The following is a 17,864-nucleotide window of genomic DNA, read 5'->3' on the forward strand; positions in this document are numbered from 1 at the left end:
GGCCGCGCTCTGCTTACAGCGCGTCGACCGGGATGCCGCCGGTGCCCGGCTGGGCGGGCTCGCGGTGGACCGGGTAGACCGTGCCCCGGGCGCGGTCGATCGCGATGCTGCCGAAGGCGAGCACGATTCCGGCCGCGGTCAGGCCCACGCCGACCCAGATGGGCGACAGGTAGCCCAGTCCGGCGGCGATCGTCAGGCCGCCGAGCGCGGCACCCACCGAGTTGCCGATGTTCAGGGCGGAGTGGTTGAGCGCGGCCGCGATCGTCTGACTGTCGCGCGCCACGTCCATCAGCCGGGTCTGGATCGCGGGCGACGCGGCCGCCGAGAAGCCCGCCGAGAGGAACGCGAACACCACCAGGCCGACGACCGACGAGGCCGACAGCGCGAGTCCGATCAGCGAGACGCCGACGCCGGCGAAGAACACCACCAGCGCCCGCCGCACGTCGCGGTCGGCGGCCCAGCCGCCGACGAGGTTGCCGACGGTCATCCCGAGGCCGATGACGACCAGGATCCACGGGACCGCGCCGAGCGGCAGGCCCGTCACCTCGGTCGCGAGCGGCGAGATGTAGCTGTACATCGCGAAGAGTCCGCCGAAGCCGATGGCGCCGACGAGGAGGGTCATCCAGACCTGCAGGCGCCCGAACGCCCGCAGCTCGTTGCGGACGGTCGCCGCCGGATTCCCGGGCTGCGCGGGCACCAGCAGCTGGACGGCCACGACGGTCAGCGCGAAGAGCACCGCGACCACGAGGTAGGCGCTGCGCCAGCCGGCCACCTGCCCGACCCAGGTGATCGCGGGCACGCCGACGACGTTCGCGATCGTGAGCCCGGAGAGGACGAACGCGACTCCCTTGCCGCGCTTGCCGGGACCCATCAGGTCGGCGGCGACCAGGGAGGCGATGCCGAAGTAGGCGCCGTGCGGGAGCGCGGCGACGAAGCGCGCGGCGAGGACGAGCGGGAAGCTCGGGAGCAGCGCCGAGCCGATCGTCCCGACGGTGAAGGCGACGAGCAGGGTCAGGAGGAGCCTCTTGCGCGGCCAGCGCGCCGCTGCGGCGGCGATGGTGGGGGCGCCGACCACGACACCGAGCGCGTAGGCCGAGATCAGCATCCCGGCCTGCGAGACGGCCTGCTCCTGGCTCACGGCCCAGACCCCGGGGAGGAGGTCGGCGGCGAGCTGCGGGAGGAGCCCCATCGCGACGAACTCGGTCGAGCCGATGCCGAAGCCCCCCATCGCGAGGGCGAGCAGGGCGAGGCGGGTCCGAGCGGGCGAGAGCGTCACCGCTCAAGGCTACTCAGGATCGGACGGATGTCGAATCGATTCGAGCACACCCGCACGCGAGAGGTCTCGGCGCGGACCCGCTACTCCCCCAGCGCGTCGTTCAGCCGGGCGATCTTGCCGTCGATCTCGCCCGAGTAGCCGGGGCGGATGTCCGCCTTCAGGACGAGCGACACGCGCGTCCCGAACGCTCCGACGGCCTCCGTCGCGCGCTTGACGACGTCGAAGACCTCGTCCCACTCCCCCTCGATCTCGGTGAACATCGAGGTCGTCCGCGACGGCAGGCCGCTCTCGCGGACGATGCGGACGGCGGCGGCGACGGCGTCGTGGACGGACGCGTCGGGCGCCTCGCCCCCGGACGGTGCGACCGAGAATGCGACGAGCATGGGAGCCTCCTTGACTGCGCGCACCGCGTGCCGGCCCCGCGCCCTCCGAGCCTACGAGCCCTGGGGCGCCAGGCGGGTCTCGCCGGTCAGCGACGACGCGGAAGTCGTGGCGCCGGGTGCGACGACCCGCGCCGTCCCCATCCTCCACAGCTCGCGCAGCAGCCAGCCGAGCAGCACCACGAGGAGGATGTTCCGCACGGTCAGCACGAGCACCATCCACCAGTGCGACCAGAGGAGGAAGAGGTAGAGGTACGGGTAGACCACCTGGGTCAGAGCCGCAGTGACGAGGGTCAGCTTCGCGGGCCGGTCGAATGCGCCGTCGCGGCACGCGATCAGCCCGGCGATCACCGGCGGCGCGAGCCAGACGATGTACTGCGGCGAGAGCACCTTGTTGGTGTCGATGAACACGACCACGAAGGTCAGCGCGAGCAGCGGGAACAACCTGGCGGGGTCGGCCCGGCGGGCGAGAGCACGGGCACCCAGCAGGGCCACGCCGAGCATGGCCAGAGCGAGCAGCGGGGTCATCAGGCTCGCCGCGAACTCGGTGCCGGGCCCGTGCATCTCGAAGGTGTTGATGTCGGCGGCGTAGTAGACGTAGCTCCCCGATCCCGGGAGTACCGACAGCCACATCCAGGGAGTGCTCACGACGGCCTCGATCTGGAGGCCCCGATCGGTCTGGTCGGTGACGAAGCTGTAGACCTGGTCCCCGCCGCCGACGAGGACGACCGCGAGCACGATGATCACGGAGGCGACCGCGGGGACGAGGATCATCCGCAGCCGTCCGCGCAGGACCAGCACGGCAGCGGCGAGGATCGCGGCCGGCCACACCTTGATCCAGGTGGCCACGGTCAGCAGCAGCGCCGCGACGCCCGGACGGGTCGCCGCCCAGAGCATCCCGGCGATGGCCGGCGGCGCGGTGAAGGCGTCGATGCGGCCGATGGCGATCGGCCCGAGGAGGACGAGGAACAGCAGCCACCAGCGCGCCGCCGCGAGGCGCGGTGCCGACCGGCCGCGCAGCAGCAGGGCGAAGGCGGCGGCGTCGGCGAGCGCGACGAGGACGAGCCACATCAGGTCGTAGCCCGCCGAGCCGAAGAGCCAGGAGGCGGCGATCGGGCCCCAGGCGAGGATCGGGTAGACCCAGCCCGTGTCGATCCCGGCGATGCCGCCGCCCTCGACGGCGGTCCTCATCCACTCCTTGTAGACGATGCTGACGTCGCCCATCGGCAGACCCGGAGCGAACAGCGCCAGGAGGGAGAGCACCACGTGCACCAGCGCGAAGGCGCCCCAGAGCACGGCGACGGAGTCGCGGTTCTCGCGCAGCCGGGCGAGGGGGCGGGAGGACGCTCGAGGAGGGGAGGACGGCACCGCGTCATTGTAGAGGGGCCGCTGAACGGGACCCTGGCAGCACCTGAGCCCGCCTGAGAGCGCCGCTCCCGCTGGGCATCGGTCCCCCGGCGGCGTCGGTCGCCGCCGGGCGTCAGCAGACGGCGTCACGACCCGATGAACTCAGTAGCCGGCGAACGCGTCGGTGCGGATCCGCTTCGCCCCGGCACCGCGCAGGGCGCCGCGGACCGAGTCGACGAACGACGGCGACCCGGAGACGTAGCCCACGCGGCGGCCGGCGTCCGGCACCGCGTCCGCGAGCAGCTCGGCGGTCAGTCGGCCTGTGACGTGCGACCACCGTGCGGGCAGGTCGGTCGGCGCCTCCTTCGAGCAGAGCACGACCCGGGCCCCCGACTCCTGCAGCAGGTCGCGGTACGCGACCTCGGCGAGGCTCGGCGCGGCGACCACGACGACGACGTCGCGCCGCGGACCGTCCGCGAGCGAGCGGAGCTGACTGGCGAACGGGGTGATCCCGATGCCGCCCGCCACCAGCAGCAGCGGCACGGCGGGATCGGCCGGCAGGACGAAGTCACCGCCGACGCTCGTCGCCCGGAGCGAGTCGCCGGGCTCCAGAGCGGCGAGGGCGCGCTTGAAGCTGCTCGCCTTCTCCGGCATCCGCAGGGCGATCGCGATCTCGCCGTCGGACGGAGCGGACGAGACCGAGAAGGTGCGCCGGCTGCCCCGGCTGTCGGCGCGGTGCGGCAGGTCGAGCTCGAGCCACTGGCCCGGCTCGAAGGTCAGCGGCGAGCGGGAGCGGAAGCGGTACTCCGCGATGCCCGGCGCCAGCACGCGGGTCGAGGCGAGCTCGAGCGTGTGCCGCCGACGCTGGCGGAATGCGAAGGCGAACGCGAGGGCGTTGCCGACCACGAGGCCCAGCTCCGGAGTGGCGGAGACGACGCCGATGTGGAAGGGGACGCTCGCCACGAGCGCTGCGACGACCGCGATGATCAGCTGCTGCGAGCGGCGCGGCGCGAGCGTGAGCGGCTCCGTCAGCATGAAGGCGCCGGCGAAGACGAAGGGGTAGGCCGTGAGGACCAGGGCCGCCGCGGCGCCGAGGTCCTGGCCGTTCTGCACCGCCTGCTGCACGGACACCCCGCCGGCGACGACGACGAAGACGGCGAAGACGGCGAAGCGGCGGACCCGCGCGACGATCAGGAGGGAACCCACGACGACGAACGGCCAGATCGCGCCACTGGCGATCCACCAGGCTCCGGCGTTGAGCCCGGTGAAGCCGATGATCAGCACGGCGACCGCGGCCGGATTGAAGAGGTGGCGGCCCCGCCAGGCGAGGACGTACTTGGACGCGGCGGCGATCGCGCCGACGAGCGCGATCACGGCGAGCCCGCGGGGATCGGCCGTCGGGAAGAGGAGGCAGGCGATCAGCAGACCGGTGACGAGCGAGGACTCCAGGTGCGCGCGGCTCCGGAACAGCCTCGCGAGGACCGCGCTGACCAGGGCCGTCGAGGCGACGGCGACGAGCGTCGTGCCGAGGATCTCGAGCGGCGTCGAGAAGATCAGGCCGGCTGCGGCGTAGCCGACGGCGACGAGCAGGAGCGCGGCGAGCGTCATCCAGACCAGCCGGTAGGTGGTGACGCGGCCGAGGGCGCGGTCGAAGGTGCCGATCATCGGAAGACCTCTCCGGGGAAGGAAGGCGAGTAGTGGAGGGTGCCGTCGCTGCGGACGCGGACGAACTCGAAGTCGAAGCGCTCGGCGAGGGCCTCGGGCGGACAGACGAACAGCGCGGTCGCGAGCCCGTCGGCGACGAGGGCCGTGTCGGCCACCGCCCAGGTGGCGACGATGCTTTCGACCGGAGCTCCGGTCCGCCCGTCGAGGACGTGGTGGAGGCCGCTGCCCCAGGCGCGGCGGTTGCTCGCCGAGCCGCAGAGCGCGCGGTCGCCGGGCACCGCCACTCCCAGTGCGCTGCTCGGGTCCCACGGGTGCTCGAGGCCGACCCGGACGGGTCCGGCTCCGATGCCCCGGAGGTCGCCGCTCGCGTCGACGACGGCGGGCCCGACTCCGTCGAGCTCCTCGAGGACGAGGTCGACGAGCTGGCCCTTGCCCGCGGCGCCGACGTCGACGACGGTCCCGGGCTCGACCCGCAGTCCCGCCGCTCCGCGACGGGCGGCGGCCCAGGGGGGAGCGGGGACGGCGGGTCCGCGCGGGACGAGGGTGTACGCGGAGTCGTAGCCGAGCTGCTCGAGAGAGCCGCCGACGAAGGGGGTGACCGCCCCGCCGGTCAGCTCGTCGAGCACGTCGTACAGTGCGAAGAGGTCGACCGCCTCGTCGGGGAAGACGTGCTCGCCTCCGGCCCGCAGCTGCGAGACGGCGGAGTCGTCACGGAACCGCGACCAGGTGCGGTCGTACTCCGCGATGCGCGCCTCGACCCGCGAGCGGTGGGAGGGCCCGAGCGGCTCGGCGGTGTCGATCTGCCAGCCGGTGCCGATCGCGTCGAACCGCCACGCGTGGCCGAGGACCGTCGGGGCGTCAGGCCGTGGCATCGGCCTTGATGGTCTCGACGGCGTCGTTGAAGCCGCCGGAGGTGAGGGAGGACCCCGACACCTTGGAGACCTTCAGCTCGTCGAGCTGCTTGCCGACGACCTCGCCCGCGATGCCGCCCGCGAAGCGCGACTGGTACTGCTGGCCGGTGGGGTTCTCCGACTCCGGGGTCACGGTCACGTCGGTGACGACGCCGTCGGCGAGGGTCAGCGAGACGCCCACCTTCTCGTTCCCTCCGGGCGAGGTGTATCCGCCCTCGGCCTCGTAGGTGCCGTCGGCGTAGCTGCTGCCGCTCGCGGCGGAGGACGCGGCGCCGGTGGCCTCGGGGGCGGAGCTGGTGGCGGTGCTCGGAGCGGTGGTGGTCGCCGCGTCGGCGGCGTCGCTCCCGGTCGTGGTGGTGCTGGAGCAGGCGGCGAGCGCGGCGAGGGTGCCGGCGCCGGCGAGGAGGGTCAGGGCGTAGCGGGCGGGAGTCGTGGTCTTCGCGGTCATGTCTGTTCTCCTGGTCAAGGCGGACGCGGCGGATCCGACGGTAGAGGTGCTCGCTTCGAGCACCCGATGAGGCGGCGGTGCGGAGCCGGTGAGCCGGGCAGCGGGCGTCGCTTCCTCCAGGACAACGGCGGCGGTCCCGGTTCGGTTCAGCGCTCGTCCGACGGGCGTGTCAGCGCAGGAGCGCGGCGACCACTCCGGGCAGGTGCTCCGCGATGTCGAGCGCGGCGATCGGGCCGCCGGCGGAGGCGCTCCGTCCGGCCTCCGCGTGCAGGACGGCGGCCGCGGCTGCCACGGGGGCGAGGTCCTCCGCCGTCAGAGCCGCCCCGGCCGCCTCGGTGTCCGCGGCCCGACCGGCGAGGAGTGCGCCGAGCACGCCGCCGAGGACGTCGCCGCTGCCCGCGGTCGCCAGCCAGGGCGTGGATCCGGAGACCTCGAGCTCGACGCCGCCCGCGACGACGTGGGTGGTGCCGCCCTTGAGGAGCACGCAGACTCCGAGGCGGTCCGCCGCCCGGCGCGCCCACTCCCCCGGGGCCTCGGCGATCGTCGCGGCGTCCGCGTCCAGACCCGCTCGGCCGAGCACTCCGGCGAGCTCGCGGTAGTGCGGCGTGATGACGACCGGGCCTGCGGCCTCGTCGATCAGGTCGAGCGCGCCCGCGTCGAGCACCACCGGGACTCCCGAGTGCAGCTGCTCGATCAGGGTGCGCCGCTCCTCGTCGCTGCGGTCCTCGGCGCTGGTGCCGGAGCCGACGAGCCAGGCCTGCACGCGTCCCACCGCGGTCACGACCTCCGGCCGCCGGGCGAGCACCAGTCCCGCGGGCCGCTCCGGTCCGAGGTAGCGGACCATGCCGACTCCCGTCCGCACCGCCGCCTCGACGCCGAGCACCGCCGCTCCCGGGTACCGCTCCGACCCGGTCGCGATCCCCAGCACCCCGCGCGTGTACTTGTCGTCGTCCTCCCGCGGCACCCTGATGCTCCGCGCCGCCTCCGCCGTCCCGACCCGCTCACCCATCCCGCCACCCTACGTCGCCCTGCGACGGATCCGCCCGGTGCCGGCGCAGCGCACTGGTGCCGGCGCAGCCGCACCCCTCTCCCCTTTCTCCAGGGGGGGCGCGGGTGCTGGAGGGGGCAGTCGCTGGGCGGAGGAGGAAGCGGTACCGGCGGTACCGCGCCCGACGACAACGCCGCGAACGCCCCCACCAGCACCCGCGGGCGCGGGCCGCGGAGGGGTCGGATGCAAGGCGGAGGAGGAAGCGATACCGGCGGTATCGCGCCCGACGACAACGCCCCCTCCAGCACCCGCGGGCGCGGGCCGCGGAGGGGTCGGATGCAAGGCGGAGGAGGAAGCGATACCGGCGGTATCGCGCCCGACGACAACGCCGCAGACGGCCCCTCCGCGGCCCGCGCCTAGCGGCGGGTGGCGTCGTCGACTTCGCCGACGAGCTCCTCGATGATGTCCTCGAGGAACAGCACTCCGGTGGCGCGGCCCTGCTCGTCGAACGCGCGGGCGAGGTGGGCGCCGGTGCGCCGCATGATCGCGAGGGCGTCCTCGAGGTCGGTGGCCTCGAAGATCGAGGCGAGCTGGCGGATGCGCTTGGCGGGGACGGGGAGGCGGAACTTGGCGCCCTCCGTGTCGCCGTCGAGGTCGAGGACGTCCTTGAGGTGGATGTAGCCCTCGGGGGTGCCGTCCTCGCCGAGGATCACGTAGCGCGAGAAGCCGTGCTTGGCGACGGCGCGCTCGACGTCGGCGGGGGTCGCTCCGCTGGGGAGGCTGACGATCCCGTCGAGGGGCAGGGCGACGTCGTGGACCTTCTTCTCGGTGAACTCGAACGCGGCGAGGAGGGTCCCGGTCGAGTCGCGGAGCGTGCCCTCGCGGGTGGACTGGTCGACGATCGTCTGCACCTCCTCGAGCGTGAAGGTGCTGTTCGCCTCGTCCTTGGGCTCCACCCTGAAGAGGCGGAGCACTCCGTTCGAGACCGCGTTGAGGGCGACGATGATCGGGCGGAGGACCCGGGCGATGGCGACGAGCGGCGGCGCCAGGAGGAGCACGGCGCGGTCGGGCATCGAGAACGAGATGTTCTTGGGGACCATCTCGCCGAGCACCACGTGCAGGAACGACACGATCAGCAGCGTGATGACGAAGGCGACGGTGCCGGAGAGCTCGTCGGGGATGCCGACGGCGTGCAGCGGCACCTCGAGCAGGTGGTGGATCGCCGGCTCGCTCACGTTGAGGATCAGCAGCGAGCAGACGGTGATGCCCAGCTGCGTGGTCGCGAGCATCAGTGTGGCGTGCTCCATCGCGGCGAGCGCGGTGATCGCGCTGCGGCGTCCGCTCTCCGCGAGGGGCTCGATCTGGGAGCGGCGCGCGGAGATGACCGCGAACTCCGCTCCGACGAAGAAGGCGTTCGCGGCGAGGAGCACCACGAGCCAGGCGATTCCGGCCCAGTCACTCATCGTCGGACTCCTTCCGTCCGCGGTGTCCGCGGGCGACGTCGGCGAGCGGGTCGGGGATCCCGTCGGGATCCGCGTCGGGGTCGGGCGTGAAGCGGAGGCGGTCGATGCGGCGGCCGTCCAGGCGCTCGACGCGCAGCGAGCCGCCCTCGACGTCGACCCGGTCGCCGACGGCGGGGAGGCGGCCGAGCTCGCTCATCACGAATCCGGCGACCGTCTCGTAGGGCCCCTCCTCGGGGATGTGCACGCCGGCGCGGTCGAGGACCTCGTCGGGGCGGAGCATGCCGGGGAAGGTGGTGGAGCCGGGGAGCTTGACCACGTCGGCCCGGGAGCGGTCGTGCTCGTCGGCGACCTCGCCGACCAGCTCCTCGACCAGGTCCTCGAGCGTGGCGACGCCCGCCGTGCCGCCGTACTCGTCGACGACGACCGCGAGCTGGAAGCCGCGTCCGCGCAGCTCCGTGAGCAGCACGTCGAGCTTCATGGTCTCGGGGACGCGGAGCGGCTCGGAGCGCAGCGCCGTGACGGGCACGTCGGACCTCTTGCCGCGGGGCACGGCGACGGCCTGCTTGACGTGCACGACTCCGACGATGTCGTCGATGTCGTCGTCCGTGATCGGGAAGCGCGAGAACCCGGTGGTGCGGGCGAGGTCGAGCACGTCCTGCGCGGTGCTCGCGCGCTCGACCGTCGACAGGCGCAGGCGCGGCGTCATCACGTCGCCCGCGGTGAGGGCGGAGAAGCGGAGGGTGCGCCCGAGCAGGTCGGCCGTGTCCTCCTCGAGCAGTCCGGCGCTGGCGGAGTGGCGCACGAGGCTCGAGAGCTCCTCGGCGCTGCGGGCGCCCGAGAGCTCCTCCTTCGGCTCGATGCCGACCAGGCGCAGCAGGGCGTTCGCGCTGCCGTTCAGCAGGGCGACGGCCGGGCGGAACACCGTCGTGAACGCGGTCTGCAGCGGCACGACGAGCTTCGCGGTCGCCCGCGGCAGAGCGAGGGCGAAGTTCTTGGGGACCAGCTCGCCGAGGATCATCGACAGCAGGGTCGCGATGACGATGGCGACCACCGTCATGACCGGCGCGAGCGCCTCCTCCGGGATGCCGAATCCGCTGAACGGCTCCTGGAGCAGCGTCGAGAGGGCGGGCTCCATCGTGTAGCCGGTGAGCAGCGTCGTGAGGGTGATGCCCAGCTGCGCGCTCGAGAGGTGCGTGGAGGTGACGCGCAGGGCCGCGATGGTCATGCCCAGGCGCGTCTCGCCGCGGTCGCGACGGGCTTCGAGATCGGCCCGGTCGAGGTTCACCAGCGCGAACTCGCTGGCGACGAAGACGCCGGTGCCCAGGGTCAGCAGCAGGCCGACGCCGAGGAGGAGCCACTCAGTTCCCACGGTGGTCGCCCCCGGTCACGAGAGGGAGGTGCGAGGAGGGCCGGACAGTGCGGGCCGGCGGAGCGGCGGCACCGGAGCGGCGGGCGGGAGTCCGAGGAGCACGGCGGCGAGCGGAACGGGCCGGATGCGCAGAGGGAGGGTCGTCCATTGTGGCGCCGAGTCTACCCGCCGCGGAGCGCTGCCGGGCGTGCTCCGACGCGGCGGCTCAGAGCCACTTCTTCCGCTTGAACACCGCGTAGAGCGCGAAGCCGAACAGCACCATCAGGCCCAGCGCCCAGGGGTAGCCGAGGCGCCAGTGCAGCTCCGGCATGTCGTCGAAGTTCATCCCGTAGATGCCGGCCACCAGCGTCGGGGCGAAGAGGATCGCCGCCCACGAGGAGATCTTGCGGACCACGTCGTTCTGGGCGAGCCCGGTCTCGGTCTGCCGGCGCGAGACGAGCGTCGAGTGCACCGTGAGCGCCTTGTCGAGGATCGCGCGCAGGGAGTCGACCGCCTCCGTCACGCGGATGGTGTGGTCGAGCACGTCGCGGAGGGAGCGGCGCAGCTCGATCCGCTCCGGCGAGGGCGAGGGCTCCCCCTCCACGGGCGTCGACTCCTGCAGCAGCTCGTGCAGCAGGGCGGTCAGCGGCTGCACCGAGCGCTGGAAGTGGATGACCTCGCGCGAGAGCCGGTAGATGCGCTCCGAGAGCCCGTCGTCCGAGTCGTCGCCGAAGAGCTGGTCCTCGATCTCGTCCACGTCGCCCTGGACGCCGAACACCACCGGCGCGTACTCGTCGACGACCTGGTCGAGGATCGCGTAGAGCACCGCTTCGGGCCCGCGGGCGAGGAGGGCCGGATCCTCCTCCAGGCGGCGGCGCACGCGGGCGAGGTCCGGGGAATCGGCGTGCCGGATGGTGACCACGAAGTCGGGGCCGACGAAGACGTGCAGCTCGCCGAAGACGACCGTCTCGGCGGCGTCCGCGTAGCGCGCCGGCCGCAGCACGACGAAGAGCCCGTCGTCGTAGCGCTCGAGCTTGGCCCGCTGGTGCCCGCTCAGCGCGTCCTCGACGGCGAGCGGGTGCAGCCCGAACTCCTCGGCGACCGCCTCGACCTCCTCGCGCGTCGGGCGGTAGAGGCCGATCCAGGCCATGCCGTGCTCGTCGCGCATCAGCTCGAAGGTGTCCTCGAGCGAGTCGGGGTTCCGGATGCGGCGGCCGTCGACGTACACGGCGTTGTCGACGATGGTCATGGGCTCGGTTCTAGCACGCGGCGCCCGCTCACCAGCTGACCGGCAGCGCCTTGCCCTCCTCGTAGCCCGCGGCCGACTGCAGGCCCACGTGCGCCCGCTCGTGGAAGTCGGCCACGCTCCGGGCGCCGGCGTAGGTGAAGGACGAGCGGACCCCCGAGGTGATCATGTCGAGCAGGTCCTCGACCGAGGGCCGCAACGGGTCGAGGTAGATGGTGGAGGAGGAGATGCCCTCGGCGAAGAGGCGCTTGCGGGCGAGCTCGTAGGCGTCGAGGCGGTCGAAGCGCTCCTGCACCGCCTTGGCCGAGGCCATGCCCCAGCTCTCCTTGTAGACCCGGCCGGCCGCGTCGCTGCGCAGCTCCCCCGGAGCCTCGATCGTGCCGGCGAACCAGGAGCCGATCATCACGGAGGCGGCGCCCGCGGCCAGCGCGAGGGCGACGTCGCGCGGGTAGCGCACCCCGCCGTCCGCCCAGACGTGGGCGCCCAGCTCGTGCGCGCGCTCGGCCGTCTCGAGGACGGCCGAGAACTGCGGGCGGCCGACCGCGGTCATCATCCGGGTGGTGCACATCGCGCCGGGGCCGACGCCGACCTTGAGGATGCCCGCTCCCGCGTCGACGAGGTCGTGCACCGCGTCGGCCGTGACGACGTTGCCCGCCGCGATCGGCACTCCGAGATCGAGCGCGGAGACCGTCCGGAGCGCCCGGAGCATCCCCTCCTGGTGGCCGTGCGCGGTGTCGAGGACGAGGACGTCGACGCCCGCGGAGACGAGCGCGCGCGCCTTCGCCTCGACGTCGCCGTTGATGCCGATCGCCGCCGCGACGCGCAGACGCCCGTCCGCGTCGAGCGCCGGGTCGTAGACGGTGGAGCGGAGGGCGCCGGTGCGCGACAGCGTGCCGACCAGGGCGCCGTGGTGCAGCACCGGGGCGAAGTCGAGGTCGGCGGCCACCATGACGTCGAAGGCGGCCCGCGCGGTGGGCACGTCGTCGGCGTCGATCGAGGGCGTGGCGGAGTGCACCAGGTCGCCCAGACGCGCGTCCGGCAGCGCGGTCGCCAGGCGCGCGGCCGGGACGCAGCCGAGGATCGCGCCGCCCTCCTCCTGCACCACGAAGCCGTGGCCGGCGACGGCCGGCAGGATGCGCAGCGCCTCCTCCACGGTCGTCGCCGGCGAGGCGGTGAGGGCGCCGGAGAAAGCGACCGGCTGGCGCTTCACCCAGCGGATCGCGGCGTCCAGCGCCTGCAGAGGCATGTCCTGCGGGAGGACGCCGAGCCCGCCCCGGCGCGCGAGCGTCGCTGCGAGGCGCTGACCGGTGACCGAGTTCATGTTGGAGGAGACGACGGGGATCGTCGCCCCGGTGCCGTCGCCCGGAGCGAGCGAGACGTCGAGGCGGCTCGTCACCGACGAGCGGCCGGGGACGAGGAAGACGTCCGAGTAGGTGAGGTCGCCTGAGGGTGTTCCGCCGGAGAAACGCATGGGGGAAACGCTACTCCGGCGCGGCCCCGGGTCGGCCGTGCAGGGAACGGGGCTAGGCTTGGCGACCGGGACGGGACCAGGCGACGGCACCGGTTCCCGCTGGTGCGAGGACGACCTCCTCCGCCGCGGTGGCAGGCGCCGAGGGATGCGACGGGCCCGTCCGGATGATCGAGGACGAATCAACGGAGAGAGTGGGCGATCGGCTGTGTCGAGCCAGTTGACCGGAGCAGGAACAGAGCAGGGCGCGGAGGACTTCGGAGCCAACGAGTGGCTCGTGGAGGAGCTGTACGAGCAGTACAGCTCCGACCGCGCCTCGGTGGACGAGTCCTGGTGGCCCATCCTGGAGCGCTACGGCGCCCAGCTCGCGAACTCCGGCAAGGACGCTCCGGCTCCGGCTCCCGCCGCGGCCCCCGCGCCCGCCGCCTCGAAGCCCGCCGCTGCCGCCGAGCGCGTCTCGTCGAGCGGCGGAGGCGCCGTGACCCATCCCGCCGCGGCCTCCTCCTCCGAGTCGACCCCCGCCTCCCGCACCACGTCGAAGCAGCCGAAGGCGCAGCCGATCCCGGCCGACGCTCCGGTGAGCAAGCCCTCCGCCGAGGACTCGACGCCGGACGAGGACGTCGTCACCCCGCTCCGCGGCATGGCGAAGAGCCTCGCGACCAACATGGACGCCAGCCTCAGCATCCCCACCGCGACGAGCGTCCGCACGATCCCGGCGAAGCTGATGATCGACAACCGCATCGTCATCAACAACCACCTGCGCCGCACCCGCGGCGGCAAGGTCTCGTTCACGCACCTGATCGGCTGGGCGCTCATCCGCGCGCTCAAGGACTTCCCGAGCCAGAACGTGTTCTACGACGAGGTCGACGGCAAGCCCGCGGTCGTCGCCCCGGCGCACGTCAACCTCGGCATCGCGATCGACATGCCGAAGCCCGACGGCACGCGCGCCCTGCTCGTGCCGAGCATCAAGCGCGCCGACACGCTGAGCTTCACGGCCTACCTCTCGGCCTACGAGGACCTGGTCAAGCGCGCGCGCGGCAACAAGCTCGTCGCCGGCGACTTCGCGGGCACCACGCTCTCGCTGACGAACCCCGGCGGCATCGGCACGGTCCACTCCGTCCCCCGCCTGATGAAGGGCCAGGGCTGCATCATCGGAGCCGGCGCCCTCGAGTACCCGGCGGAGTTCCAGGGCGCGTCCGAGAAGACGCTGGTCGAGCTGGGCATCGGCAAGACCATCACCCTGACCTCGACCTACGACCACCGCGTCATCCAGGGTGCCGGCTCGGGCGAGTTCCTCAAGATCGTGCACGAGCTCCTGCTCGGCGGCCGCGGGTTCTACGAGGACATCTTCGCCGCGCTGCGCATCCCCTACGACCCGATCCACTGGTCCACGGACATCGCCGTCGACCTCGCCGAGCGCGTCTCCAAGACCGCCCGCGTGCAGGAGCTCATCAACTCGTTCCGCGTCCGCGGGCACCTGATGGCCGACGTCGACCCGCTGGAGTACGTGCAGCGCTCGCACCCCGACCTCGCCATCGAGAGCCACGGCCTCACCTTCTGGGACCTCGACCGCGAGTTCGTCACGGACGGCTTCGGCGGCAAGCGCCAGCTCAAGCTGCGCGACATCCTCGGGATCCTCCGCGACTCGTACTGCCGCACCGTCGGCGTCGAGTACATGCACATCCAGGACCCGGAGCAGCGCGCCTGGATGCAGCAGAAGCTCGAGCGCGGCTACGAGAAGCCGGGCCACGACGAGCAGCTGCGCATCCTGGGCAAGCTCAACGAGGCCGAGGCCTTCGAGACCTTCCTGCAGACCAAGTACGTGGGCCAGAAGCGCTTCTCGCTCGAGGGCGGCGAGTCGCTCATCGCGCTGCTCGACGCCGTCCTGCAGGGCGCGGCCGACGAGCACCTCGACGAGGTGGCGATCGGCATGGCCCACCGCGGCCGCCTGAACGTGCTGACCAACATCGCCGGCAAGACCTACGGCCAGATCTTCCGCGAGTTCGAGGGCACCCAGGACCCGCGCACGGTCCAGGGCTCCGGAGACGTGAAGTACCACCTCGGCACCGAGGGCACCTTCCGCGGCGCGGCGGGCGAGGAGATCCCGGTCTACCTGGCGGCGAACCCCTCGCACCTCGAGGCCGTGAACGGCGTGCTCGAGGGCATCGTCCGCGCCAAGCAGGACCGCAAGCCCATCGGCACCTTCACCACGCTGCCGATCCTCGTGCACGGCGACGCCGCGATGGCGGGCCAGGGCGTGGTGGTCGAGACCCTGCAGATGTCGCAGCTGCGCGCGTACCGCACCGGCGGCACGATCCACATCAACATCAACAACCAGGTCGGGTTCACGACTCCCCCTCACGAGGCCCGCACCTCGATCTACTCGACCGACGGCGCGAAGACGATCCAGGCGCCGATCTTCCACGTGAACGGCGACGACCCCGAGGCGGTCGTCCATGTCGGGCAGCTCGCGTTCGAGTACCGCCAGCGGTTCCACCGCGACGTGGTCATCGACCTGATCTGCTACCGCCGGCGCGGGCACAACGAGGGCGACGACCCCTCGATGACCCAGCCGCTGATGTACAGCCTGATCGAGGCCAAGCGCTCGGTCCGCAAGCTGTACACCGAGGCGCTCGTCGGCCGCGGCGACATCACCGAGGAGGAGTACGACCGCGCCCACCAGGACTTCCAGGACCGCCTGGAGCGCGCGTTCGCCGAGACCCACGCCGCGCAGACCGGCGCGATCCCCGTGATCACCGCCGACGGCGACTCCGTGGCCGACCTCGAGCTGCCCGACGCGCAGCAGGGCGAGGACTACCCGGGCGAGCCCGAGGTGACCGGCGTGAAGACCGAGGTCGTCACCCGCATCGGCGACGCGTTCACGACGCCGCCCGAGGGCTTCACCGTGCACCCCAAGCTCCAGCAGCTGCTGGCGAAGCGCCAGGAGATGAGCCGCTCCGGCTCCATCGACTGGGCCTTCGGCGAGCTGCTCGCGCTCGGCTCGCTGCTGCTCGAGGACACCCCGGTGCGCCTCGTCGGCCAGGACACGCGCCGCGGGACCTTCGTCCAGCGCCACGCTGTCCTCCACGACCGCGAGAACGGCCAGGAGTGGCTGCCGCTGATGAACCTGTCCGAGCAGCAGGCCCGGCTCTGGATCTACGACTCGCTGCTCTCGGAGTACGCGGCGATGGCGTTCGAGTACGGCTACTCGGTGGAGCGGCCCGACTCGCTCGTGCTGTGGGAGGCGCAGTTCGGCGACTTCGCGAACGGCGCCCAGATCGTGATCGACGAGTTCATCTCCTCGGCCGAGCAGAAGTGGGGCCAGCGCTCGTCGCTCGTGCTCCTGCTCCCGCACGGCTACGAGGGCCAGGGCCCCGACCACTCGTCGGCGCGGATCGAGCGCTACCTGCAGATGTGCGCGGAGCGGAACATGACCGTCGCGCGCCCGTCGACGCCGGCGTCCTACTTCCACCTGCTGCGCCGCCAGGCCTACTCCCGGCCCCGCCGACCGCTGATCGTCTTCACCCCGAAGGCGATGCTGCGTCTCCGCGGAGCCTCGAGCCCGGTCGAGGACTTCACCTCGGGCCGCTTCCAGCCGGTGATCGACGACGCGCGGATCCAGGACGCCTCGGCCGTGAAGCGCGTCCTGCTCCACGCCGGCAAGGTCCACTACGACCTCAAGGCGGAGCTCGAGAAGAAGCCCGACGACGGCATCGCGCTGGTCCGGGTCGAGCAGTACTACCCGGCGCCGATCGAGGAGCTGCGCGGCATCGCCGAGCGCTACCCGGACGCGGAGCTCGTCTGGGTGCAGGACGAGCCCGAGAACCAGGGCGCTTGGCCGTTCATGGCCCTCGAGGTCGCTCCGAAGCTGGGCCGGTCCATGCGCGTGGTCTCGCGGCCGTCCGCGGCCTCCCCCGCGGCCGGCTCGGCCAAGCGGCACGCCTCCGAGCAGGCCGACCTGCTGTCGCGGGCGCTCACCCGCTGACCCGCGATCCGCACGACGCGGTCGGGCCCGTCGGAACCTCGTGTTCCGGCGGGCCCGTCGCGTTGCAGGCGGACCGTGCCTGACCGCAGGCCCGCAGAGACCGGCAGGAGCGCGCGCGACGTGCGGGTGCCGCGGCACCCGGAGGCCGCCGGACACGACGGAGCCCCGGCCCTTCGAGGGCCCGCGGTGCGCGGGTTGTCTCGAACGGCCGGGGCTCCCCGGGTCGTGCGGCGCCTAGAGGCGGGCGGGCGCCTGGGAGTGCGCGGCGTGCTCGTCGCGGAGCATGCCGAGCACCTGGGCGCGGAGGTCCTCCGGCGCCGTCTCCTTGCAGGCCCGCTGCACGGCGACCGTCAGCACCACGCCGACCTTCGCCTCATCGGCGCAGTCGACGCATCCCGCCATGTGCTCGCGGATGTCGGCGGCGTCCTCCTTGCACAGCTCGTTGTGGAGGTACTCCTCGAGCTCGGCCTTCGCCTTCGTGCAGCCGCTGTCGGTCATTTCGTGCTCCCGGAAGTGAATGCGGCGCGGAATCCGCGCTCGCGTGCGTAGTCGGTGAGTCGTTCGCGCAGCATGCGCCGGCCGCGGTGCAGCCGACTCATGACGGTCCCGACGGGGGTCTTCATGATGTCCGCGATCTCCTGGTAGGAAAAGCCTTCGACATCGGCGAAGTAGACGGCGAGCCGGAAGTCCTCCGGGATCGCCTGGAGCGCCTCCTTCACCGCGGTGTCGGGGAGGTGGTCGATCGCCTCCGCCTCGGCCGAGCGGCTGGAGGTGGCCGTGGTCGACTCGGCGCCGCCCAGCTGCCAGTCCTCGAGCTCGTCGATCGCGCTCTGATAGGGCTCGCGCTGCTTCTTGCGGTACGAGTTGATGAACGTGTTCGTGAGGATGCGGTAGAGCCAGGCCTTCAGGTTGGTGCCCTGCTCGAACTGGCGGAACGCGCCGAAGGCCTTCGCGAACGTCTCCTGCACGAGGTCCTGCGCGTCGGAGGGGTTCTTCGTCATCCGCAGACCGGCCGCGTAGAGCTGGTCGATGAAGGGCAGCGCCTGCTGCTCGAAGAGGGAGCGGAGATCGACGGGAGCCTCGACCGGGGCGTCGTCCAGCGACTCCTCGACGGTCTCCACGATCGTCTGCTCCGCGTCGGCGGGCTCGGGAGCCTCGTCGGCGGGGGTGGTGCGGGGTTCGTCGTCGCGAGTCATCACGAGCGATTCTAGAGCGGCGGCGCGGCGGACGACCGGGGTTGCGGCACGAGGGCGCCTCCGGGCGACGGGCCTGCTGCTCCGGAGGACCGGGGGTGCTGCCGTCATGCTCCGCCTCCGTCACGCTCCTGACGACGCCCTGC

Annotated in this window: 14 protein-coding genes; 1 reads left to right on the forward strand and 13 read right to left on the reverse strand. The window is 72.6% G+C overall.

Annotated features, from left to right (window positions below; all coding sequences use genetic code 11):
• Nucleotides 1–13: 13 nt before the first annotated feature.
• The 11 genes from C5C44_RS01730 to C5C44_RS01780 form a co-directional block, all read right to left on the reverse strand.
• Nucleotides 14–1,228: an MFS transporter gene (locus C5C44_RS01730; RefSeq protein ID WP_104335185.1), complete on the reverse strand. Its 1,215-nt coding sequence runs from the start codon at nucleotides 1,226–1,228 to the stop codon at nucleotides 14–16.
• A 128-nt stretch (nucleotides 1,229–1,356) separates the two neighbouring features.
• Nucleotides 1,357–1,659, reverse strand: a complete 303-nt coding sequence (locus C5C44_RS01735; RefSeq protein WP_104224449.1) for a thiamine-binding protein — start codon at nucleotides 1,657–1,659, stop codon at nucleotides 1,357–1,359.
• 51 nt (nucleotides 1,660–1,710) lie between these two features.
• Nucleotides 1,711–3,024: a glycosyltransferase 87 family protein gene (locus C5C44_RS01740; RefSeq protein WP_104335143.1), complete on the reverse strand. Its 1,314-nt coding sequence runs from the start codon at nucleotides 3,022–3,024 to the stop codon at nucleotides 1,711–1,713.
• Nucleotides 3,025–3,165: 141 nt separating this feature from the next.
• Nucleotides 3,166–4,668, reverse strand: coding sequence for an oxidoreductase (locus C5C44_RS01745; protein WP_104335144.1), 1,503 nt, complete (start codon nucleotides 4,666–4,668; stop codon nucleotides 3,166–3,168).
• A complete protein-coding gene (locus tag C5C44_RS01750; protein WP_104335145.1) occupies nucleotides 4,665–5,540 on the reverse strand; it encodes an FAD:protein FMN transferase in 876 nt (291 codons plus the stop codon). Before C5C44_RS01750 ends, C5C44_RS01745 begins: the two co-directional genes overlap by 4 nt.
• A complete protein-coding gene (locus C5C44_RS01755) occupies nucleotides 5,527–6,027 on the reverse strand; it encodes an FMN-binding protein (protein WP_104335146.1) in 501 nt (166 codons plus the stop codon). The genes C5C44_RS01750 and C5C44_RS01755 overlap by 14 nt, the downstream gene beginning before the upstream one ends.
• A 169-nt stretch (nucleotides 6,028–6,196) precedes the next feature.
• On the reverse strand, nucleotides 6,197–7,036 hold the full coding sequence (locus tag C5C44_RS01760; protein WP_104335147.1) for an ADP/ATP-dependent (S)-NAD(P)H-hydrate dehydratase: 840 nt from the start codon (nucleotides 7,034–7,036) through the stop codon (nucleotides 6,197–6,199).
• Between the two features lie 395 nt (nucleotides 7,037–7,431).
• The gene (locus tag C5C44_RS01765; RefSeq protein ID WP_104335148.1) at nucleotides 7,432–8,478 is read right to left on the reverse strand and encodes a hemolysin family protein; all 1,047 of its coding nucleotides are present in this window, start codon (nucleotides 8,476–8,478) and stop codon (nucleotides 7,432–7,434) included.
• Nucleotides 8,471–9,847 (reverse strand): hemolysin family protein, encoded by a 1,377-nt coding sequence (locus tag C5C44_RS01770; RefSeq protein ID WP_104224112.1) that lies wholly within the window; start codon nucleotides 9,845–9,847, stop codon nucleotides 8,471–8,473. The genes C5C44_RS01765 and C5C44_RS01770 overlap by 8 nt, the downstream gene beginning before the upstream one ends.
• 205 nt (nucleotides 9,848–10,052) lie before the next feature.
• The gene (gene corA, locus C5C44_RS01775) at nucleotides 10,053–11,075 is read right to left on the reverse strand and encodes a magnesium/cobalt transporter CorA (RefSeq protein WP_104224113.1); all 1,023 of its coding nucleotides are present in this window, start codon (nucleotides 11,073–11,075) and stop codon (nucleotides 10,053–10,055) included.
• Between the two features lie 28 nt (nucleotides 11,076–11,103).
• Nucleotides 11,104–12,543: a GuaB1 family IMP dehydrogenase-related protein gene (locus tag C5C44_RS01780; protein ID WP_104335149.1), complete on the reverse strand. Its 1,440-nt coding sequence runs from the start codon at nucleotides 12,541–12,543 to the stop codon at nucleotides 11,104–11,106.
• A gap of 205 nt (nucleotides 12,544–12,748) precedes the next feature.
• Here C5C44_RS01780 and C5C44_RS01785 point away from each other — a divergent pair, with 205 nt between their 5' ends.
• On the forward strand, nucleotides 12,749–16,525 hold the full coding sequence (locus C5C44_RS01785; protein ID WP_181132652.1) for a multifunctional oxoglutarate decarboxylase/oxoglutarate dehydrogenase thiamine pyrophosphate-binding subunit/dihydrolipoyllysine-residue succinyltransferase subunit: 3,777 nt from the start codon (nucleotides 12,749–12,751) through the stop codon (nucleotides 16,523–16,525).
• Between the two features lie 234 nt (nucleotides 16,526–16,759).
• On the opposite strand, the gene C5C44_RS01790 is transcribed toward C5C44_RS01785, so the two are convergent.
• Together C5C44_RS01790 and C5C44_RS01795 are read right to left on the reverse strand one after the other, a co-directional pair.
• Nucleotides 16,760–17,023, reverse strand: a complete 264-nt coding sequence (locus C5C44_RS01790) for a zf-HC2 domain-containing protein (protein WP_104224116.1) — start codon at nucleotides 17,021–17,023, stop codon at nucleotides 16,760–16,762.
• Nucleotides 17,020–17,721, reverse strand: a complete 702-nt coding sequence (locus C5C44_RS01795; RefSeq protein ID WP_104224117.1) for a sigma-70 family RNA polymerase sigma factor — start codon at nucleotides 17,719–17,721, stop codon at nucleotides 17,020–17,022. The genes C5C44_RS01790 and C5C44_RS01795 overlap by 4 nt, the downstream gene beginning before the upstream one ends.
• Nucleotides 17,722–17,864 lie beyond the last annotated feature (143 nt).

Source organism: Rathayibacter sp. AY1F6 (assembly GCF_002932035.1).
Classification (GTDB): Bacteria; Actinomycetota; Actinomycetes; order Actinomycetales; family Microbacteriaceae; genus Rathayibacter.